The sequence below is a fragment of the Paenibacillus sp. NPDC057886 genome, assembly GCF_042796655.1.
GTDB lineage: Bacteria > Bacillota > Bacilli > Paenibacillales > Paenibacillaceae > Paenibacillus.
This window is the reverse complement of the sequence record NZ_JBHVMZ010000003.1, coordinates 615,655-632,750: the sequence shown is the minus strand read 5'-3', so window position 1 is coordinate 632,750 and position 17,096 is coordinate 615,655. Positions and strand designations below refer to the sequence as shown.

Sequence of the window (17,096 nt, the reverse complement as noted above, 5' to 3'; positions counted from 1 at the left end):
AACGGCTGCCTCTAATTCTGTCCAAGGAAGCCCCTGCTGCTTCGAACAGTCAGCACTTACAATTTTTCTTCAATGCTGAGTCCGACTTGTTCTTCACTCCATGTCCAGAAACGCTCAGCGGTTGCAGCATCAAGCGCATGGGCTTTCAATTCCTGGTCCTTTTGTTGATAGAAGTAACGCCCGGTTACCCCGGCGACTTCATGGCTTGTGGCGAGATAGATGGCCGTTTGCGCGCCTTCTTCAGGTGAAAGGAAAAACGGCAGCTTGCCCACCAAAGCCATAATGCGTGTGCCAAACCCGGTATTGCGGTCTACGCCAATACTTGTACCAACCGCACCGGGATGAAGACAATTCACCGTGATTGGGGTATCCGCCAATTTGCGGGCCAGAACACGGGTGAACAACACGTTAGCCAGCTTGGATTGAGCATAACTTTTGATTGGATTGTAGCCTTTGTGCAGATGGGGATCTTCGAAATGGATTTTCCCGGCTTTGTACGCACCAGACGAAACATTCACAATACGCCCCTGTTTGGCAGACTTCAATGGTTCGATCAGGAGTAAGGTAAGCAGGAAATGTCCAAGATGGTTAATACCGATGGCTTGTTCGAAACCGTCGGAGGTTTCTTGGCGCTTCAACATCACGACACCCGCATTATTAACAAGAACGTCAAGTGTGTCGTAACGCTCACGAAATGATTGGGCAAAATGGCGGATGCTCTCCAGTGACCCCAAGTCACACAGCATCAATTCAATCGTAGTAGAGCCGGACTGACGCAGCGCCTCCTCCAGTGCCTGTTGTCCGCGCTTCTCGCTGCGGCACGCCATAATCACGTGATACCCTTGCCTTGCAAGTTCAATGGTGGTTGCCAGACCCATGCCTGAGTTGGCTCCCGTAACAATGGCTGTTGGAATGGACATCAGGTACTTCCCTTCTGAACCAGAGGTTCTTCATATTTTGAGACAGTCGTCTTCTTGTTTTTAGCACTACTGACGTCAATATGAGATAATCAAAAGATCACATATTGGTCTTATAGGGAGGATACGTATGCTAACCAAAGAAGACTTCAAGAAACTGAAAAAAGAAGCGAAACATGAAATTGCATTAATCGAACAGGAAGTTCAAAATCTCCAGCAAAAGATAGACTCATCCCTGTATGAAAAAGATAAACTGTGGAACGATGAAGAGATTGGTGAGCTTACCCAAAAACGGAAAGAGCGAAAATATAGTTCATGGACGATTGAATTATGCACGATTATTGAAGACCTGCTGAATCAACTATACCAGCAAACTTATCAAAAAAAATTTAATTCGATCCAGTTGATGAAAACTCCTGCATACCGTTCATTATCCAATATCGAGATCCTACAGGCTGAATTGAAAAATCAGCATCTTTCCCTGAAATCGGGAGAAGAGAAATTTGAAGAAGAAATAGCCAAAGTGTTTCAACTGAGAAATAAACTTATTCACTCCAACTTTTCTTATGCTTCCATCATTAGAGGGAATCACGATGCGCAACAAGAGTTTGAATCCATCCTGGATACGGTGAAGAAGTATAGAAAACACTTGAAATATAATCAGCCAGAGAACTGACGAATGCATGATACATGCAAAATGGTCATACACGACAAAGGAGGTGCTCCGGATTCGCTCCGGAAACAAATATGAACAATCCATCCATGGATATTACGGTTCTAAATCTTCATATTGTCACACCTGCAGGTAAAAACCCGATCTACCCTGTTATGTTGCGCGATGAAGATGGTATTACGCTTGTGGATACAGGCATGATTGGCCAATTCGCCGAACTTCAGTCCGCACTGGAACATGAAGGCGTTCAGCTATCTGATATCAAGCGCATTATTGTAACACATTCCGATATAGACCACATTGGTAACCTTGGTGCCCTGGTGAATGCTGTTTCGGAAGTGGAAATCTGGGCTCACAGCGATGAAATTCCGTATATTACGGGCAAAGAGCCCATGATCAAGTTCACACCAGAACGCAAAGCGTTGCTGCCTGAACCCATAGCCGAGCTGGCGGAACAATTGATCTCACAACGGACTGAGTTCAAAATATCCAAAGTGCTAGAGGACGGCGACATGCTGCCTCTACAAGGCGGTATCCAGGTCATACATACACCAGGACACACCCCAGGACATATCTGCCTGTACTTCCGGGAGCAACAGTTCCTGCTCGCTGCCGATGAATTGCGTGTGGTCGATGATGAATTGGTGGGGCCTGCTCCACCTGCAACACCGGACATGCCTGAAGCACTACGCAGCTTGAAAAGGCTGCTTGGCCTGAAGCTGGAGAAGGTGCTCTGTTACCATGGTGGCGAGTACACCGATGAGCCGAGTCGGCGCATTGCCGAACTCGCGGAAAGTGCGGACTAATTGGTACCTGCAACTAAGCTATATTTACGTAAATATTGAATCGAAGGGGTTGTCCCATACGTCATGAACATGGCGGGACACCCCCTTTTCTATTGTAAATGTTACGGTTTCGGCGTCAGAACGATCAGTTGGTCATCTCCATCGCGCGGAGATCCCCTTCCATCGCGGTTGTTCGTCAGCACGTATAACTTCCCGTCTTCTCCGACAGTCACATTGCGAATGCGTCCCCACTCGTTCTTAAAAATCGGTTCCACCTGCGTTACTTGTGTACCATCTTCGGACAGAGTAATTTTAAGCAGTTGTTCACCTCGCAGATTGGCAGCAAGCAGTGATCCTGCCCACGGACCTTCCTCGATAAAGGCTACACCTGATGGAGCCCATGTTTCATCTCCACTATGGGCAAGCGGAGCCTGATATGCGCCGTTGTCATCATCGTCTCCCTCCACCTCAGGCCAGCCATAATTCTGTCCGGCTTCAATCCAATTAATTTCATCAAAATTACGCTGACCATGCTCCGTGGCATACAGATAGCCATTGTCCGGGTTCCAAGCAAGGCCCTGTGCGTTACGATGTCCCATGCTGTACACAGGTGAATTAGTCCAAGGGTTATCTTCTGGGATCGATCCGTCGAGACCAATCCGCAATATTTTGCCACCCAAGCTATCTTCGTTCTGGGCCAGCTCCGGTTCATATCGTTCACCTGTCGAAATATAGAGCAGATGATCCGGGCCGATCTTAATCCGTCCTCCATTGTGATTCACCCCGCCAGGAATGTCACTGAGCAGCTCCTTTTCTATGGTCGCCTTCCCGTCACTCACTTTCAAGCGCAATACCCGATTGGCAATGTCACCACCACCTTCCAGATAGGAGTGGTATGTATACAGATAGCCGTTATCATCAAAATCCGGATCAGCAACAAGTCCAAGCAGGCCACCCTCCCCCTCTTCATTAAACGGAGCAGCAAATTCAATCAGAGGTTCAGATGCCAGCTCTCCGTTCTCGATGACCCGAATGGTACCCGGTCGCTCTGTTACAAACATCCGTCCATCAGGCACGCTTACCAACTCCCAGGGTACATTAAGTCCGTCGACCAGTACGGAAGCCTCGTAAGGGATTACAGTATTTTCGTCTGTTTCCTCTTCTCCACCACGCGCACCGTCATTGCCACCTTCCGCTGTCTGTCCCTGACCTGTACTCTGTCCTTGTGATGTCTGCTGCGATTCTGTCGCCGGGTCACCCGAAGCACAGGCAGTTAGCAAAGCCATACTGAGTAACGAAGCATATAACGGAACGCTTAGTCGATTATTCATGAGTACATCTCCCTTCTAATGTCTTTGTTATATCGTGTAATCCCAGTTTCAAGGGCCGTCCATTTCCAACGTAAGTAAACAAGTAAATCAAATATAAGTAAACAAATTAGCAAACCTACGTGGTTTCGCCCTGTATTACCCTCCCCACCTGCCACTCAAACGGGTAGTTAACGCTAATTTTCGGTCATCATGCTGCTTCCCATTTGGATTTCCCCGACATTCTTCTATAATAGAAAGATAGAACGAACTGAAAGGTGGAAAACTACACTCATGAATCAAACTCCTTTATCCCGGCTGGAAGCTGGTCTGTCTACGCAAGGATTGGACGCCATGCTGATTACAGATCCGAAACATATTTACTATTTGACAGGTTTTGCGAGCAATCCACATGAACGTTTCCTCGGGCTTGTTCTTGCACGCGGCGAAGATCCGCTGTTGATCGTTCCGGCACTCGACGAGGAAGCTGCCGCAGCGGCTTCTTCGGTATCCAACATTGCCACGCATTCAGATACGGACAATCCTTACGCCTTATTTGAGCGTTATCAGGGACGTCTGGGCCGTGTAGGTCTCGAAAAAGAATACGTGACTGTCGCACGGTATGAACAGTTGTCCGCCGCCCTTGGTGCTGCCAACTTTGAAGATGTTGGTCCTCTGCTTCGCACCTTGCGTGTGAAAAAGACACCGGATGAAGTTGCTCGCATTCGCCACGCCATTCATCTGATCGAAGAGACGCTTCGTCAAGGACTGTCCCACGTTCGTACAGGCGTAACCGAAATCGAACTGGTTGCCGAAATGGAATACCAGATGAAGAAACTGGGTGCAGACGGCCCTTCCTTTGATACCATGGTGCTCACTGGCCCCAAAACAGGCTTGCCACACGGCACACCAGGTGAACGCAAATTGCAGCATGGCGATCTGTTGATGTTTGATATGGGTGTCTACGCTGGTGGGTATGCATCAGATATTACGCGCACATTTGCCTTTGGTGACATTTCACCTGAACTTAAAACCATCTATAACACCGTGCTCGCAGCAAACGAAGCTGCCATTCGGGCAGTTAAGCCAGGTGTCACCTGTGCGGATATTGACCGTGCAGCACGCCAGGTTACGGAAGAAGCCGGATACGGCGAACGCTTCCTGCACAGAGTTGGACATGGTATGGGCATTGACGTGCATGAGTATCCTTCACTGCATGGTCAGAACATGGACATTCTGGAGGAAGGTACGGTATTTACAATTGAGCCTGGCATTTATGTAACCGGCGCAGGCGGTGTGCGCATCGAGGATGATGTACTTGTGACAGATACTGGCGTTGAGGTGCTGACGTCCTATCCGAAAGAACTGCAAATTCTGACGGACTAATCCTTTTTGGTCATAACCAAAAGTCCCGCGAAACCATGAATGCATGGCTTTGCGGGACTTTTGTGTTTGGATTCAACGTTTGCAAGCGAAGCTGACTACGAATCTAGTCTTCATCCTTGAATTTAAAGCTTCGTGCAGCATATAGAAACGGCGTTCCTACCGCGGTCAATACAAATTTGATCACGTACGTCGTAAGGAAAATTTCAAGCCATACGTCCCATGGGTAAATGAAGGCAAACGCAATCGTGCAGAACACCAGCGTATCCGCAAACGAACTGATGATCGAACTACCGTTGGTTCGTACCCATAACTGATTGCGCCCTGGAGCCACCTTCCGCAGCCAAGTGTACAGTCGCACGTCCAGGAACTGACTGATGAAATAGGCTGTGAGACTACCGAGTGCCAGACGTGGCAGCATACCGAACAATTTTTCCATCGACTCCTGTGCAAAGTCCGTCGATGCTGGCTCAAAGAACAATACCATCTGCATCAGCACTGTCGTCATGATCAATGTGAAGAACCCGAACCATACGGCTTTACGTGCTTCAGCTGGTCCATACTTCTCATTGAGCAGATCACTGGTCAGGTACATGCTGACATACATCGTATTACCCAGCGTTAGAACGATACCCATAATATCTATCGTTTTGGTGACCTGTATATTGGCAATAACTGTTGCCACACCGATCCAGGCATAAAGACCCTTTTTACCGAACAAACGGTAACACAAAAGAAAAAAGCCATACGTTACGAGAACAAAAAGCGCTCCCCATCCTAAATTAAACAAAATTCATACACTGCCTTCCTAGTTTTGATTACGCGGGATGGTTACGAACCGCGGTTTGGCTCTGGGCCAAAACATGAATACTCTATCACATTTCCCCAAGGTTGAACAGCACTAAATAACTCCAACTTCTTCTATGCAAAAAAAAATGCCCTCCGGGGTAACCCGAAGGACGGCTGACTTTGGCTCATTGTGGCTGGTTTAGAGCCACCTGCCAGATGTATATCCGAATGAATTACACCTGAACGGCGGAATCCAGATCACGGCTCTGATCATTGAATGTATCCTGATCGTTTTCTTTCAAAATTTTGCTGGTCACAAGTCCTGAAGTCATAGACCCGTTCACGTTCAATGCTGTACGACCCATATCGATCAGCGGTTCAACCGAGATCAACAATCCTGCCAGGGCTACCGGTAAGTTCATTGTGGATAACACGATCAGGGAAGCGAAGGTTGCCCCGCCGCCTACACCAGCTACACCGAATGAACTGATCATGACAACCAGGATCAGGGTAACGATGAAGTCCCAGCTCAGCGGATCGATTCCGACCGTTGGAGCAATCATCACCGCCAGCATGGCCGGATAAATCCCGGCGCAGCCGTTTTGACCAATTGTGGCCCCGAAACTTGCTGACAGATTCGCAATCCCGTCCGATACACCCAGTTTCTTCGTCTGTGTCTCCACATTAAGCGGAATTGCTGCCGCACTTGAACGGGAAGTAAAAGCAAATACCAGAGTTGGCAGAACCTTTTTCAGATACGTGAGTGGGTTGAACCCAGAGAGCGCAATGATAATCAGATGAATGATGAACATGACGAGTAACGCAACATAGGATGCAATCACGAATTTGATCAGCTTCAGAATCTCATCCGCATTCGTGGTTGCCGTCACCTTTGTAATCAGCGCCAATATGCCGTATGGTGTCAATCGTAGCACCAGCGTTACGATCCGCATAACCACCGCATATACCGCATTAACCATACCTCGGAATGTTTCCGCCTGTTGTGGTTTTTTGCGATCCAATCCAAGCACTGCCACACCGATAAAGGCGGAGAAAATAACAACCGCCAGCGTGGATGTACGACGTTCTCCGGTCATGTCCGCGAATGGATTTGACGGAATGAATTCCAGCACCTGCTGTGGAATTGTCTGATCCTTCACGTCAACGAGACGTTCCTCCATCTTCTGTCCTTGTGCAAGCTCCCGGTCTCCACCCTCAATCTCGATTGAAGTCAGGTTAAAGCTCAGGCTGGTCACAATGCTGACACCTGCGGCAATAGCCGTCGTGATCAACAAGATCGCGATAATCGAAACACTCATTTTGCCGAGATTTTGCTTGCCTTTCAGATTCATGATGGCCGATATGATGGAAACCATAATCAATGGTATAACGACCATCTGTAACAAACGAACATATCCTGAACCGGCCAGATTAAACCAATCGACCGACTTGGTAATAATTTCAGAATCAGACGTGTAGATCAGTTGCAGAATGACGCCGTATACAACCCCAATGCCCAAACCTGCAAATACACGCTTCGTAAAGGAAACATGTTTCTTCTGCATCCAGAACAGGACACCCAGAAGAGCGAGCATAACCACTACGTTCAAAATGATTAAAAAGGTATTCATTTATATAAATCCTCCTCAGTGTGAATAACCGGATTTTCCCGGTTTTCTACTCGCTCAAAAGCGATATTCAACAATATATCACATAACAAACTATTCTGGTAGGTATTAATTGATATTATGTAATATGTATGTAATAAATTCATCTATTTCTGAAAAAAATACACTGAATCGTGAAAATTATTGTATTCAACCCCCGGTTAATTTTGTAATATAGGTATATCCGCTTATTCCCAAGTTTTCTCAACGTGAAACTTAGGCCTTTCTTCGTTGGTATTTAGTCTTACGATAACGGAAAAGCGATAATGTTAATGAACTTGACGTGAAAGGATGATCCTATGTTTCGAAATCGAACCGTTGCTGGCAAAATTAGAGGCACATTGTTCCTCGTTTTGCTGGTTGCTTCTCTGTTGTTTAGTATCAGTTTTTATGCTGTCTCCATGAATATTATGCAAAGCTATGTGCTCCCGCAGTTTGACAAGGTCCTTAATACATCCATTCAGGATATATACAAGAACACTTCCGCTTCCAAAATATTGCAGGTGCAAAGTGGAGGCGCAGGTTCCGATGGTGCAGCACTGACCGTCGAATCGTATTTGGCTGGTAAAGCAAAAGAGCACAATTTGGACGCAGCCTACGTCGTGGCCATTCAGGATGGTAAAGCTACCGTTGTCATCGCAAATACCTCCTCGGGCATGAAAGCCGGAGATGAGATTGAAGTAGAAGCAGCAATGAATGATTCCACCGAGAAAAAAGAAATGCAGATCAGCGAGGTTTATGCCGATTCCTTTGGCGTACATAAAGCAGCCTTTATTCCGATCGCTGGAAGCAACATGATTATGGCTGTAAGTATGGATGCACAGTTCATTCAGGACAAAATTGCCCAGATCTTCTGGTTATGTCTCGGTATCACGGCATTGGTCTTCGTTCTTGGCTGGCTCATCTCAACAAGCATGATCAAAAGAGTAACCAAACCCATCATCCAACTCGTTCAACATAGCAAACGGATATCACAAGGTGACTTGACCGCTGAGCTTCAGATTAGAGGCAAAGATGAAATTGCACAGCTCGCTTCAAGCTTCCAAACGATGACTCATAATTTGAAAGAAATGATTAGCCGTGCCCTCTCCACGTCCAATGAAGTTGTGGAAGGTTCCAATGATTTGCTCAAGCGGGTGGAATCCATGTCCGGTATGGTGAAAGACTCCAGTCGTTCTGCGGAAAGTGCAGAGAAAGGCAGTGTAAGCATTGCTTCCAGCGCAGCCGAAAATGCAAGAGCCATGGAAGAAATTACGCAGGGCATTATGCATATTGCCTCTTCTTCTGCCGAAGTATCCGAGCAGATCGGAGATGCAGCGAACGAAGCAGTTAACGGTAACCGCCTGGCTCAAGATGCCATTCAGCAAATGGAACGCGTGGGTCAGACCGCGAGCGAGTCTCTGCGTTATGTCGAAACAATGAACGAGCGTTCAATCGCCATAGGGACCATCGTTCAATCCATTTTTGAAATCACGAGACAGATTAACATGCTGTCCCTCAACGCTTCCATTGAAGCAGCACGTGCTGGAGAGCATGGACGCGGGTTCGCCGTTGTTGCTGGAGAAGTACGCAAATTGGCTGAACAATCCAAGACAGCTACAGAGGAAATCTCCGATTACCTGGGTACCATCCGTGAAGACGCAGAACGTTCAGTTGATGCCATGAACCGCGTAACCCAAGAGATTGGATCAGGTACTCACGTGGTTCAACAGGCAGGTTCTGCATTCCAACAGCTTAACGAATTGATTCAGAACGTCAATCTGACGATTCAGACGGTATCAGCCTCTACCCAGCAAGTATCTGCTGGAGCTGAGGAAGTCAGTGCTTCCGTGGAAGAAACGGCTCAGATCACGTCCAAGTCCCGTCAAAGCATGCAAGAGATTGCTTCTACAGCAGATCTCCAACTGAATGAGATGGACTCTCATTCCAGTACCGTACGTCATCTGCATGAGCAAGCGGTAGAACTGCAATCCGCCATGAAGAACTTCAAAATAAACTAACCGGAATACCTTTAACCCATTATTTCCATATTCGAATCAAACTTTAACATTAGGCTACGCAAATACCCCCATGCACAGCATCGTTCCAGGTTTCAGGAAACGGTTGCCACACATGGGGGTATTCTTTTGGACTATGCACAAGGATACATCCTTTATTCAGGTGCCTGAACACCCATAATCTCGTATACACGCTGCATATCCAATGCAGACCGCAACGATTCAGCTACACGGTCAAACTCCATTTCTTTGCGATCACGTGCGCTGTACGTCTCCAGCAGCGGAGCAAGTCCTTTTCCTTCACGCAGACCATTAAGCCATGAACGTCGGAACTGATCACTTTCAAACAAACCATGCAGGTACGTTCCCCACACTTTGCCATCGCTCGTGCCCCAGCCTTCATTGAAGGATTGACCTCCCGGATGGGCGATTTCGAACAAGGCTGTTACACGTTCAGGCTCAAGACACTCGGTAACGCCCATATGAATCTCGTATCCATTGATGGGCAGTGAGCCTGCTACATCGCTTTCCTTGGGCAAACGAATTGGATGAAGACCGTGTACATGTCCAGAGGCTCTTACCGTTTGTTTGTTTTGAAGGAACGTTGTCGATAAGGGCAGCCATCCCAATCCATTGGCTTCCTGGATCTGATTCGCTTCTACCGCAAATGGATCTTTGAGATGCTGACCGAGCATCTGATAACCACCACATATCCCGACAAGCTGAACATGTTCACGCTCAGTCTGGCTGGAAATCGCGTGTTCCAGTCCCGATGCACGCAGAAATGCCAGATCTCCAATCGTATCCTTCGTACCTGGAAGCAGAATGGCGTCGGGATGCCCCAATTCATCGGGAGAAGTCACGTATCGCACATTCACATCCGGCTCCCTAGAAAGGGCATCAAAGTCTGTAAAGTTGGAAATACGCGGATAACGAATTACCGCCAGGTCCAGCTCCTGCTGACCGGATTTGCCGTGTCGCATCGAGTCCAGCACCACGGAGTCTTCCGCTTCAATCTGAATATCGCTTATGTAAGGCAATACGCCCAATACAGGTATGCCTGTCCGTTCTTCAAGCCAGTCCAACCCAGGCTGCAGCAAGGACAGATCTCCACGAAACTTGTTGATGATGAATCCTTTTACACGCTGAGCCTCATGCGACTCAAGCAGCTCCAGTGTGCCTACAATGGAGGCAAATACACCGCCACGATCAATATCCGAGATCAGAATAACGGGAGCATCTGCCCAGCCCGCCAGATTCATGTTAACGATATCCCGATCCTTCAGGTTGATCTCCGCAGGACTGCCCGCACCTTCCATAAGTACGATATCATACGTCGCGCGTAAACGATTCAGTGCATCCATAACCGTTTGTTTGGCTTCGGGCAGAAAATGCTGCCGGTAATCCCACGCACTCATCTGTGTAAGAGGCACACCGTGCACCACAATCTGGGAATGCATATCCCGAACCGGCTTAATCAGGATCGGATTCATATCCGTCGTCGCTTCAATGCCACACGCCTCAGCTTGCGCCCCCTGAGCTCTTCCGATTTCCTTGCCGTCTTCCGTGACGTAAGAATTCAGCGCCATGTTCTGTGATTTGAACGGGGCCGGCCTGAAGCCATCCTGCTTGAATATTCGGCATAGCGCTGTTGTAATTACGCTTTTCCCCACATCCGATGCCGTCCCTTGCAGCATTAATACTGCCGCCGTTTGTTCGGACGTTTGTGCAGACGTATCTTCCACGTTCCCTCACCTCAGTTCTCAGCGTTATATCAAAAAGAATCCCTGTAACAGACTAAGTACCGTTAGCAGTGCGGCTTCCAGCAACTCATTCAGGGCTCCATACGTGTCCCCTGTAAGTCCACCCAGCCTTTCGCTGATACGCCCGGCAACGAATTTGCCAATCACATAGCCAGCCAGTGGCACCACAATGATCGCTGCAACAGGGTATAGCCACCATGGTAACGTCCCCAATCCATTCTCCGTCGCCAGCACCTGGAACATGGCTGTATCCGGCTGGAATATCCATACCGCTGCCCACGTGATCACACCTGCCAGAATGGTTAGCCCTACCGCGGAGCTGCGTGCACGCTGTACTTCCCTCCGCTCTCCCAATCCCTTGAACAGGACAGCGAGTCCATCGTCCTTGCGGGCATTCGGCCAGGTCGCCATGGCATATACCATGAACCAACGGCTCCAAATCAGCGGCAGGATGAGCAAAGCTCCATAGGCCCAGTTGCCACGTGCGATAAAGTCAGCAATCAATGCTGCTTTCATCATCAACAGCAGGACACAGGCGATCACGCCCATGGCCCCCACACGGCTGTCTTTCATAATCTCTAGCATTCGCTCACGGGTGCGATAACTGAGCAGCCCATCTGCCGTATCCATCCAACCATCCAGATGAAGGCCTCCGGTTAGCCATACCCATAACGTCAAGGTTAACACCGCTGCCGGAAACGATGGAAGCAGCGCACCCGTCAGGGCTCCGCCCAGCCAGACGCATAATCCGATGACCGCACCAACCAGCGGGTAATATACTACACTTTCCCGCAATAATGGCGGAACGAAATCAAGCTGCATTTTCACCGGAAAACGGGACAGAAATTGAAAAGCGGCCGCAGCCGCATGTTTTTGTTCAAGATCGCCTTTACTCATAAACGATACTCCTTGCTTTTCAGCTCAATCGCAATACCCACTGTCACCAGAAACACTTCGAGGCAAATCGCAGCAACCCGCTGATTGAGAATACCCGCCAAATCCCGATATCTTCTGCCCAGCGCATACTCCGGTACAATACCGTCCCCTACCTCATTGGTGACAAGCACGAGCAGACCCGGGTACGACTGGATGGCCGCTACCAGCGCGTCCATATAATCGTACAGCACCTGCACCGGCTCATGTTCATGCGCTAACAGCACATTGCTGAGCCACAGTGTCAAACAATCTATCAGAATGGTCGGTGCAGACGTACCTGTGGACTCTCCCATTTGTGTAATTAATTCAGGCAATGCCAGCGGTTCCTCCACCGTATGCCACAGATATCCTGCTTCATCCCGCTGGTTCTGATGCAAACGTATACGCTCACGCATCTCGTCGTCATAAGCCTGAGCCGTAGCGACATACCAAGCCTCAGAGGATCGCTGCATACAGAGACGTTCGGCAAACGAACTTTTGCCACTCCGCGCCCCGCCCGTCACGAGAACACTCATGAGGATACCTCTCCTTGAACAGATGAATCAGCAGAAGCTGATTTAGACTCCTTAGGTTGAGTCTCCGTTGTGCCATCAGATACGCCAGCACTTGCGAATGTCGCCATCTCGTTCAGAATACGGCATGACGCATCAATCAGATGAAGACTAAGAACGCCTCCTGTCCCTTCACCCAGTCGCATGTCAAGATCCAACATTGGCTTCAGACCAAGCTCACGCAGCAACGCTGCATGTCCACTTTCATGCGATGTGTGGGAAGCAATCATGTATTCTGTACTGACCGGAGCAAGCTGACTCGCAATCAACGCGGCAGCGGTGGAGATAAATCCATCCACGACAACGGGGCATCCGTTTGCAGCAGCAGCGAGAATCACGCCTGTCAGTCCGGCAATCTCCAGTCCGCCCACTTTGCACAGCACATCAAGTGCATCGTCTGCATCTGGAGCATTCACGCTGAGGGCTTGACTGACCACTGCGGCTTTGCGCTGCAAACCGACATCATCCACACCTGTTCCCCGACCAACTGCTGAAGCAGGTGCTGTTCCGGTTAATGCACACATCACCGCAGCGCTAGCGGTTGTATTCCCGATACCCATCTCTCCGGTCACAAACAACTGCGTTCCCTTCGCAACCTCGGTGGAGACCACTTCAGCTCCTGCAAGAATGGCCTGAATCGCTTCGCCCCGGGTCATTGCAGCACCCTTCGCCATATTGGCTGTTCCTTTGCGGACTTTGCGGGAGACCAGGTCTGGATGATCAAGATCCGCATTCACGCCGATATCCACACAAATCACATGAGCTCCAGCGTGGCGCGCAAGCACATTGACAGCCGCTCCCCCTGCTAGGAAATTCAGGACCATCTGTGGTGTTACCTCAGCAGGAAAAGCACTAATCCCTTCTTCAACCACCCCATGATCCGCAGCCATAACGATGACAGCTCTTCGATCAAAGCAAGGTCGAGCCTCACCGGTGATCCCCGCCAGACGAATAACCAGCTGTTCAAGCTTGCCCAGACTGCCGGGTGGCTTCGTCAATGCATCCACATGCGCGGAAGCTTCAGCCGCAACTGCCTCATGTGGACCCACGATCCGACCCATTAACTGTTCCAACACCTGTTCATTATTCATACAGCCAGCACTTCCTTTATCAAAATATGGGGTTGCCCCGCTTCATTCACTTCTTCTCCCGCCTCAGCAATAGCTGTGGCAATCCATTGTCGGGATGATTCACCATGGCTGGGCTCACCTTGAAGATCTCCCGAATGTTCTCTTCCGTCATCAACGTATGGGGTGTGCCACTGCCCACACAAGTCCCGTCGCGCAGCGCCAGAATGTGATCGCAAAATTGCGCGGCCAGGTTCAGATCATGCAGCACCGCCACAATCGTAATATGATTTTTTTGACGCCACGCCGATAATAACTCCATGAATTGCAATTGATATTTGATATCAAGAAAGGTGGTTGGCTCGTCCAGCAACAACAGTCTGGGCTCCTGAGCCATGACTTTGGCAAGCGCAACCCGCTGCCGTTGTCCGCCACTAAGTGCATCCAAAGGTCGTTCGGCCATGTCACTCAGGCCCAACTCCTCTAACACCTTATCAACTACCGCTGCTCCATCCGACGATTCCTTTCCAAGCCAGTTCTGGTAAGGGTAACGTCCCATCTCGACAACATCCCTTACGGGATAAGAGATGGCCGGCAGTCCATCCTGCTGCAAGACCGCAATCATGCGCGACAGATCTTTACGCGTATATGAGGAAATGTCGCGGCCATCAATCTGTATGCCGCCTGCGTTCGGCTGTTCGGTTCCGGCAAGTAGCTGAAGCAGGGTCGATTTTCCACTGCCGTTCGGACCAACAACACCCCACCATTCACCCTCTGTGACTTGCCAATCCACCGCATGCAGAGCCCGATGGTTACCATACATTTTACCAGCTTCTTTGACTTCTATCATCGGCCGACTCTTGGTAAGGTCTGTTTTCATGAATGTACTCATGGCATCATCCCCTTCCGCAGCTTTTTGTTCCGGTGTAACAGATACGCGAAGAATGGCGCTCCAACGAAGGCCGTAACCACACCCAGCGGAATTTCGGTTGGGGCCAGCAATGAGCGGGCAATCGTGTCTGCCCAGACCATAAAGATGGCCCCGCCAATTGCGGACAAAGGCACCAGCAAGCGATAATCAGGTCCCACGATGAGCCGCAGAATATGCGGAATGACCAATCCAACGAAGCCGATCACGCCGGATACAGAGACAGCACCTGCCGTAAGCAGCGTACCTACAGCTAGCACAGACAGCTTCAATCCATCAACTTGAACCCCAATATGCGCGGCCTGTCGTTCCCCCAAGGCAAGCACATTCAACGAACGCGCACGGCTCCAGAGGAAAATCAGTCCCAGCACAAAATACGGGAAAAGGATGGCCGTATACGACCACCCACGCAGTGCCAGACTTCCCATCGTCCAGTATATAATTTCATTGATTGTCTGTTTCGACATGGTCGACAGGAAGGAGACTACGGCTCCCAGGAAACTTTGCATGACCACTCCAGCCAGAATCAGGCTGTGTGTCGGTATTTTGCGTCCTTCACGAGCGAGGGCCAGTACAAACCACAATGTGATTACTCCCGTCAGAAACGCGACCAGTGGCAGAGTCCAGATCCCAATGAGCGCATACTGTAATCCAAAAAAAATCAGAAAAGCCGCACCTACCGATGCACCGGACGATACGCCCAGGGTAAACGGATCAGCCAGAGGGTTACGAAGAACCCCCTGGAATCCAGTTCCGGCAATCGCCAGTGATGCACCTACAAGCACGGCAAGCAGTACACGTGGGAATCTGACCTTCCATATAATCTGTTCTGCTGCTGTATTCCAGTCAGGAACAATCCAGTCGCCCAGCCAGGGAATGCGATGAAGCAAGATGCCCGCAATGTCCAAGGCAGGCAGGGCAACCGAACCGATGCCCGTGCAGATGAGCACGGTTAACACAAGCAGCACAATTCCGGCCGTTCCGTACACTGCCAGTTTTTTACTCATTTGAACAGATCAGGGTAGATCGCTTTGGCTACTTCTTTCAGACCTTGGGTTACCCGTGGTCCCGGACGGCTCAACAGGTTGGCATCCAGACCGATGACTGCATCATTTTTCACAGCCGTGATTTGATCCCATCCGCTGCGTGCTTTGATGATTTGATCCAATGTTTTGGAATTTTCATCAATGACATCGTTCGCATACAGGATAACGTCTGGATTGGAAGCAATAATGTTCTCTTCATTAATCTGATTCCAGCCTGTCAGATCGGAAGCTACGTTGTTACCTCCGGCCAGTGTGATCAATTCATCCATGAATTCACCTTTACCCACAGTCCAGCCTGGGGAGAACTCAACATATACTTTTTTCTTTTCTTCCGGTTTAACTGCCTTCACAGCTTCAGTTACATCAGCCACATCTTTTTTCATCTGGGTGATGATCTCCTGTGCTTTTTCCTGATGATCCGTGATTTTACCAAAGGTTTCAATGTTGTTCATCACATCATCCACTGATTTAGGATCTGTTTTGAAAATCGTAATGCCCAGATCGCGCAGTTTCTTCACAGACTCTTCGCTCATCGAGATACCTGTGAATACGATATCGGCTTCTGCGGCAATGATGGACTCTTCGTTCGGCTTGGCCACGCCGCCCATTTTCGCTTTGGTTGTCGCAGCTTCAGGATAATCATCATAGTCGGATACCCCTACAATCTGCTCGTCCAATCCGAGTGCAAACAGCGTTTCGGTCTCAGCTGGAGACACGGATACGATTTTTGCTGGTGCCTTGTCAAACGTGAACGATTCACCCGTTGCATCTGTAACGGTAAGTGGATATTGTGTTTTGAGATCCGTCTGCGCCTGGCCTTGGGATTGCTCCTGTGCCGGTTGCGAGGTTCCTGTACCCTCGTTCGTTGTTGTTGTACCACAACCGGCCAAAGCCAGTGCCAGCATCGCTGCGCTCAGCAGTGACGCCATGCCTTTCCATGTCTTGAAATTCATTGTGTTCATTCTCCCCTTCTCTATCCATTCTAGTGAGTAGTGCTCCTGTCCCAATTCCGCTTGAATTTGTGTTCCTATATAAGTTGATCCATCAAACTTTACACTAGGCCACTACGATTGCAGTACCATCTTCCGATCGCTGTTATCCCCAGATTTTTTTTGATTCCCTTTTCGAAAAGGAAAAAATCCGGTGATAAAGGCGAACGCTTACGCTCCTTCAGATTGGTTCTGCACTCTTCGTTCTCTTGTAAATATTAGGTTCATCTTATATGAAAAAATAAAATCCCCAATCCTTGGGTCAGGATCAGGGATGACGTCTCGCATGTGGCGATCT

At 49.2% G+C, this 17,096-nt stretch carries 15 protein-coding genes; 4 read left to right on the top strand and 11 right to left on the bottom strand.

The window, feature by feature from the left end; translation table 11 throughout:
• Positions 1 to 56: 56 nt before the first annotated feature.
• Positions 57 to 920 (bottom strand): SDR family oxidoreductase, encoded by an 864-nt coding sequence (locus ACFVQB_RS13490; RefSeq protein ID WP_379439475.1) that lies wholly within the window; start codon positions 918 to 920, stop codon positions 57 to 59.
• A gap of 127 nt (positions 921 to 1,047) precedes the next feature.
• On the opposite strand from ACFVQB_RS13490, the gene ACFVQB_RS13485 reads away from it, so the two are divergent.
• Together ACFVQB_RS13485 and ACFVQB_RS13480 are read left to right on the top strand one after the other, a co-directional pair.
• Complete coding sequence (locus ACFVQB_RS13485; RefSeq protein WP_379439472.1) at positions 1,048 to 1,593, top strand: hypothetical protein; 546 nt, start codon at positions 1,048 to 1,050, stop codon at positions 1,591 to 1,593.
• A gap of 71 nt (positions 1,594 to 1,664) precedes the next feature.
• On the top strand, positions 1,665 to 2,396 hold the full coding sequence (locus tag ACFVQB_RS13480; protein WP_379439469.1) for an MBL fold metallo-hydrolase: 732 nt from the start codon (positions 1,665 to 1,667) through the stop codon (positions 2,394 to 2,396).
• A 101-nt stretch (positions 2,397 to 2,497) separates the two neighbouring features.
• Here the strand turns inward: ACFVQB_RS13480 and ACFVQB_RS13475 are convergent, their stop codons facing one another.
• Positions 2,498 to 3,706 carry a PQQ-dependent sugar dehydrogenase gene (locus ACFVQB_RS13475; protein ID WP_379439466.1) on the bottom strand — a complete coding sequence of 403 codons (1,209 nt, stop codon included), beginning with the start codon at positions 3,704 to 3,706 and terminating at the stop codon, positions 2,498 to 2,500.
• A 270-nt stretch (positions 3,707 to 3,976) separates the two neighbouring features.
• Between ACFVQB_RS13475 and ACFVQB_RS13470 the strand changes: the two genes are divergently transcribed.
• A complete protein-coding gene (locus ACFVQB_RS13470) occupies positions 3,977 to 5,068 on the top strand; it encodes a M24 family metallopeptidase (RefSeq protein WP_379439463.1) in 1,092 nt (363 codons plus the stop codon).
• 103 nt (positions 5,069 to 5,171) lie between these two features.
• Here the strand turns inward: ACFVQB_RS13470 and ACFVQB_RS13465 are convergent, their stop codons facing one another.
• Together ACFVQB_RS13465 and ACFVQB_RS13460 are read right to left on the bottom strand one after the other, a co-directional pair.
• A complete protein-coding gene (locus ACFVQB_RS13465; RefSeq protein WP_379439460.1) occupies positions 5,172 to 5,855 on the bottom strand; it encodes a queuosine precursor transporter in 684 nt (227 codons plus the stop codon).
• 232 nt (positions 5,856 to 6,087) lie between these two features.
• Positions 6,088 to 7,485 (bottom strand): L-cystine transporter, encoded by a 1,398-nt coding sequence (locus tag ACFVQB_RS13460; RefSeq protein ID WP_379439457.1) that lies wholly within the window; start codon positions 7,483 to 7,485, stop codon positions 6,088 to 6,090.
• Between the two features lie 335 nt (positions 7,486 to 7,820).
• On the opposite strand from ACFVQB_RS13460, the gene ACFVQB_RS13455 reads away from it, so the two are divergent.
• Entirely contained in the window at positions 7,821 to 9,521 is a 1,701-nt protein-coding gene (locus ACFVQB_RS13455; protein ID WP_379439455.1) for a methyl-accepting chemotaxis protein, read from the top strand.
• 152 nt (positions 9,522 to 9,673) lie between these two features.
• Here the strand turns inward: ACFVQB_RS13455 and ACFVQB_RS13450 are convergent, their stop codons facing one another.
• From ACFVQB_RS13450 to ACFVQB_RS13420, 7 genes are all read right to left on the bottom strand, one after another.
• The gene (locus ACFVQB_RS13450) at positions 9,674 to 11,215 is read right to left on the bottom strand and encodes a cobyric acid synthase (protein WP_379439766.1); all 1,542 of its coding nucleotides are present in this window, start codon (positions 11,213 to 11,215) and stop codon (positions 9,674 to 9,676) included.
• A 72-nt stretch (positions 11,216 to 11,287) separates the two neighbouring features.
• A complete protein-coding gene (gene cobS / locus ACFVQB_RS13445; protein WP_379439452.1) occupies positions 11,288 to 12,178 on the bottom strand; it encodes an adenosylcobinamide-GDP ribazoletransferase in 891 nt (296 codons plus the stop codon).
• On the bottom strand, positions 12,175 to 12,732 hold the full coding sequence (gene cobU / locus ACFVQB_RS13440; RefSeq protein WP_379439449.1) for a bifunctional adenosylcobinamide kinase/adenosylcobinamide-phosphate guanylyltransferase: 558 nt from the start codon (positions 12,730 to 12,732) through the stop codon (positions 12,175 to 12,177). The genes cobS and cobU overlap by 4 nt, the downstream gene beginning before the upstream one ends.
• Positions 12,729 to 13,859, bottom strand: a complete 1,131-nt coding sequence (gene cobT / locus ACFVQB_RS13435; RefSeq protein WP_379439446.1) for a nicotinate-nucleotide--dimethylbenzimidazole phosphoribosyltransferase — start codon at positions 13,857 to 13,859, stop codon at positions 12,729 to 12,731. Before cobT ends, cobU begins: the two co-directional genes overlap by 4 nt.
• A 46-nt stretch (positions 13,860 to 13,905) precedes the next feature.
• Positions 13,906 to 14,727, bottom strand: a complete 822-nt coding sequence (locus ACFVQB_RS13430; RefSeq protein WP_379439443.1) for an ABC transporter ATP-binding protein — start codon at positions 14,725 to 14,727, stop codon at positions 13,906 to 13,908.
• Positions 14,724 to 15,770, bottom strand: coding sequence for a FecCD family ABC transporter permease (locus tag ACFVQB_RS13425; protein ID WP_379439440.1), 1,047 nt, complete (start codon positions 15,768 to 15,770; stop codon positions 14,724 to 14,726). The genes ACFVQB_RS13430 and ACFVQB_RS13425 overlap by 4 nt, the downstream gene beginning before the upstream one ends.
• Complete coding sequence (locus tag ACFVQB_RS13420; protein ID WP_379439437.1) at positions 15,767 to 16,762, bottom strand: ABC transporter substrate-binding protein; 996 nt, start codon at positions 16,760 to 16,762, stop codon at positions 15,767 to 15,769. The genes ACFVQB_RS13425 and ACFVQB_RS13420 overlap by 4 nt, the downstream gene beginning before the upstream one ends.
• Positions 16,763 to 17,096: the final 334 nt, after the last annotated feature.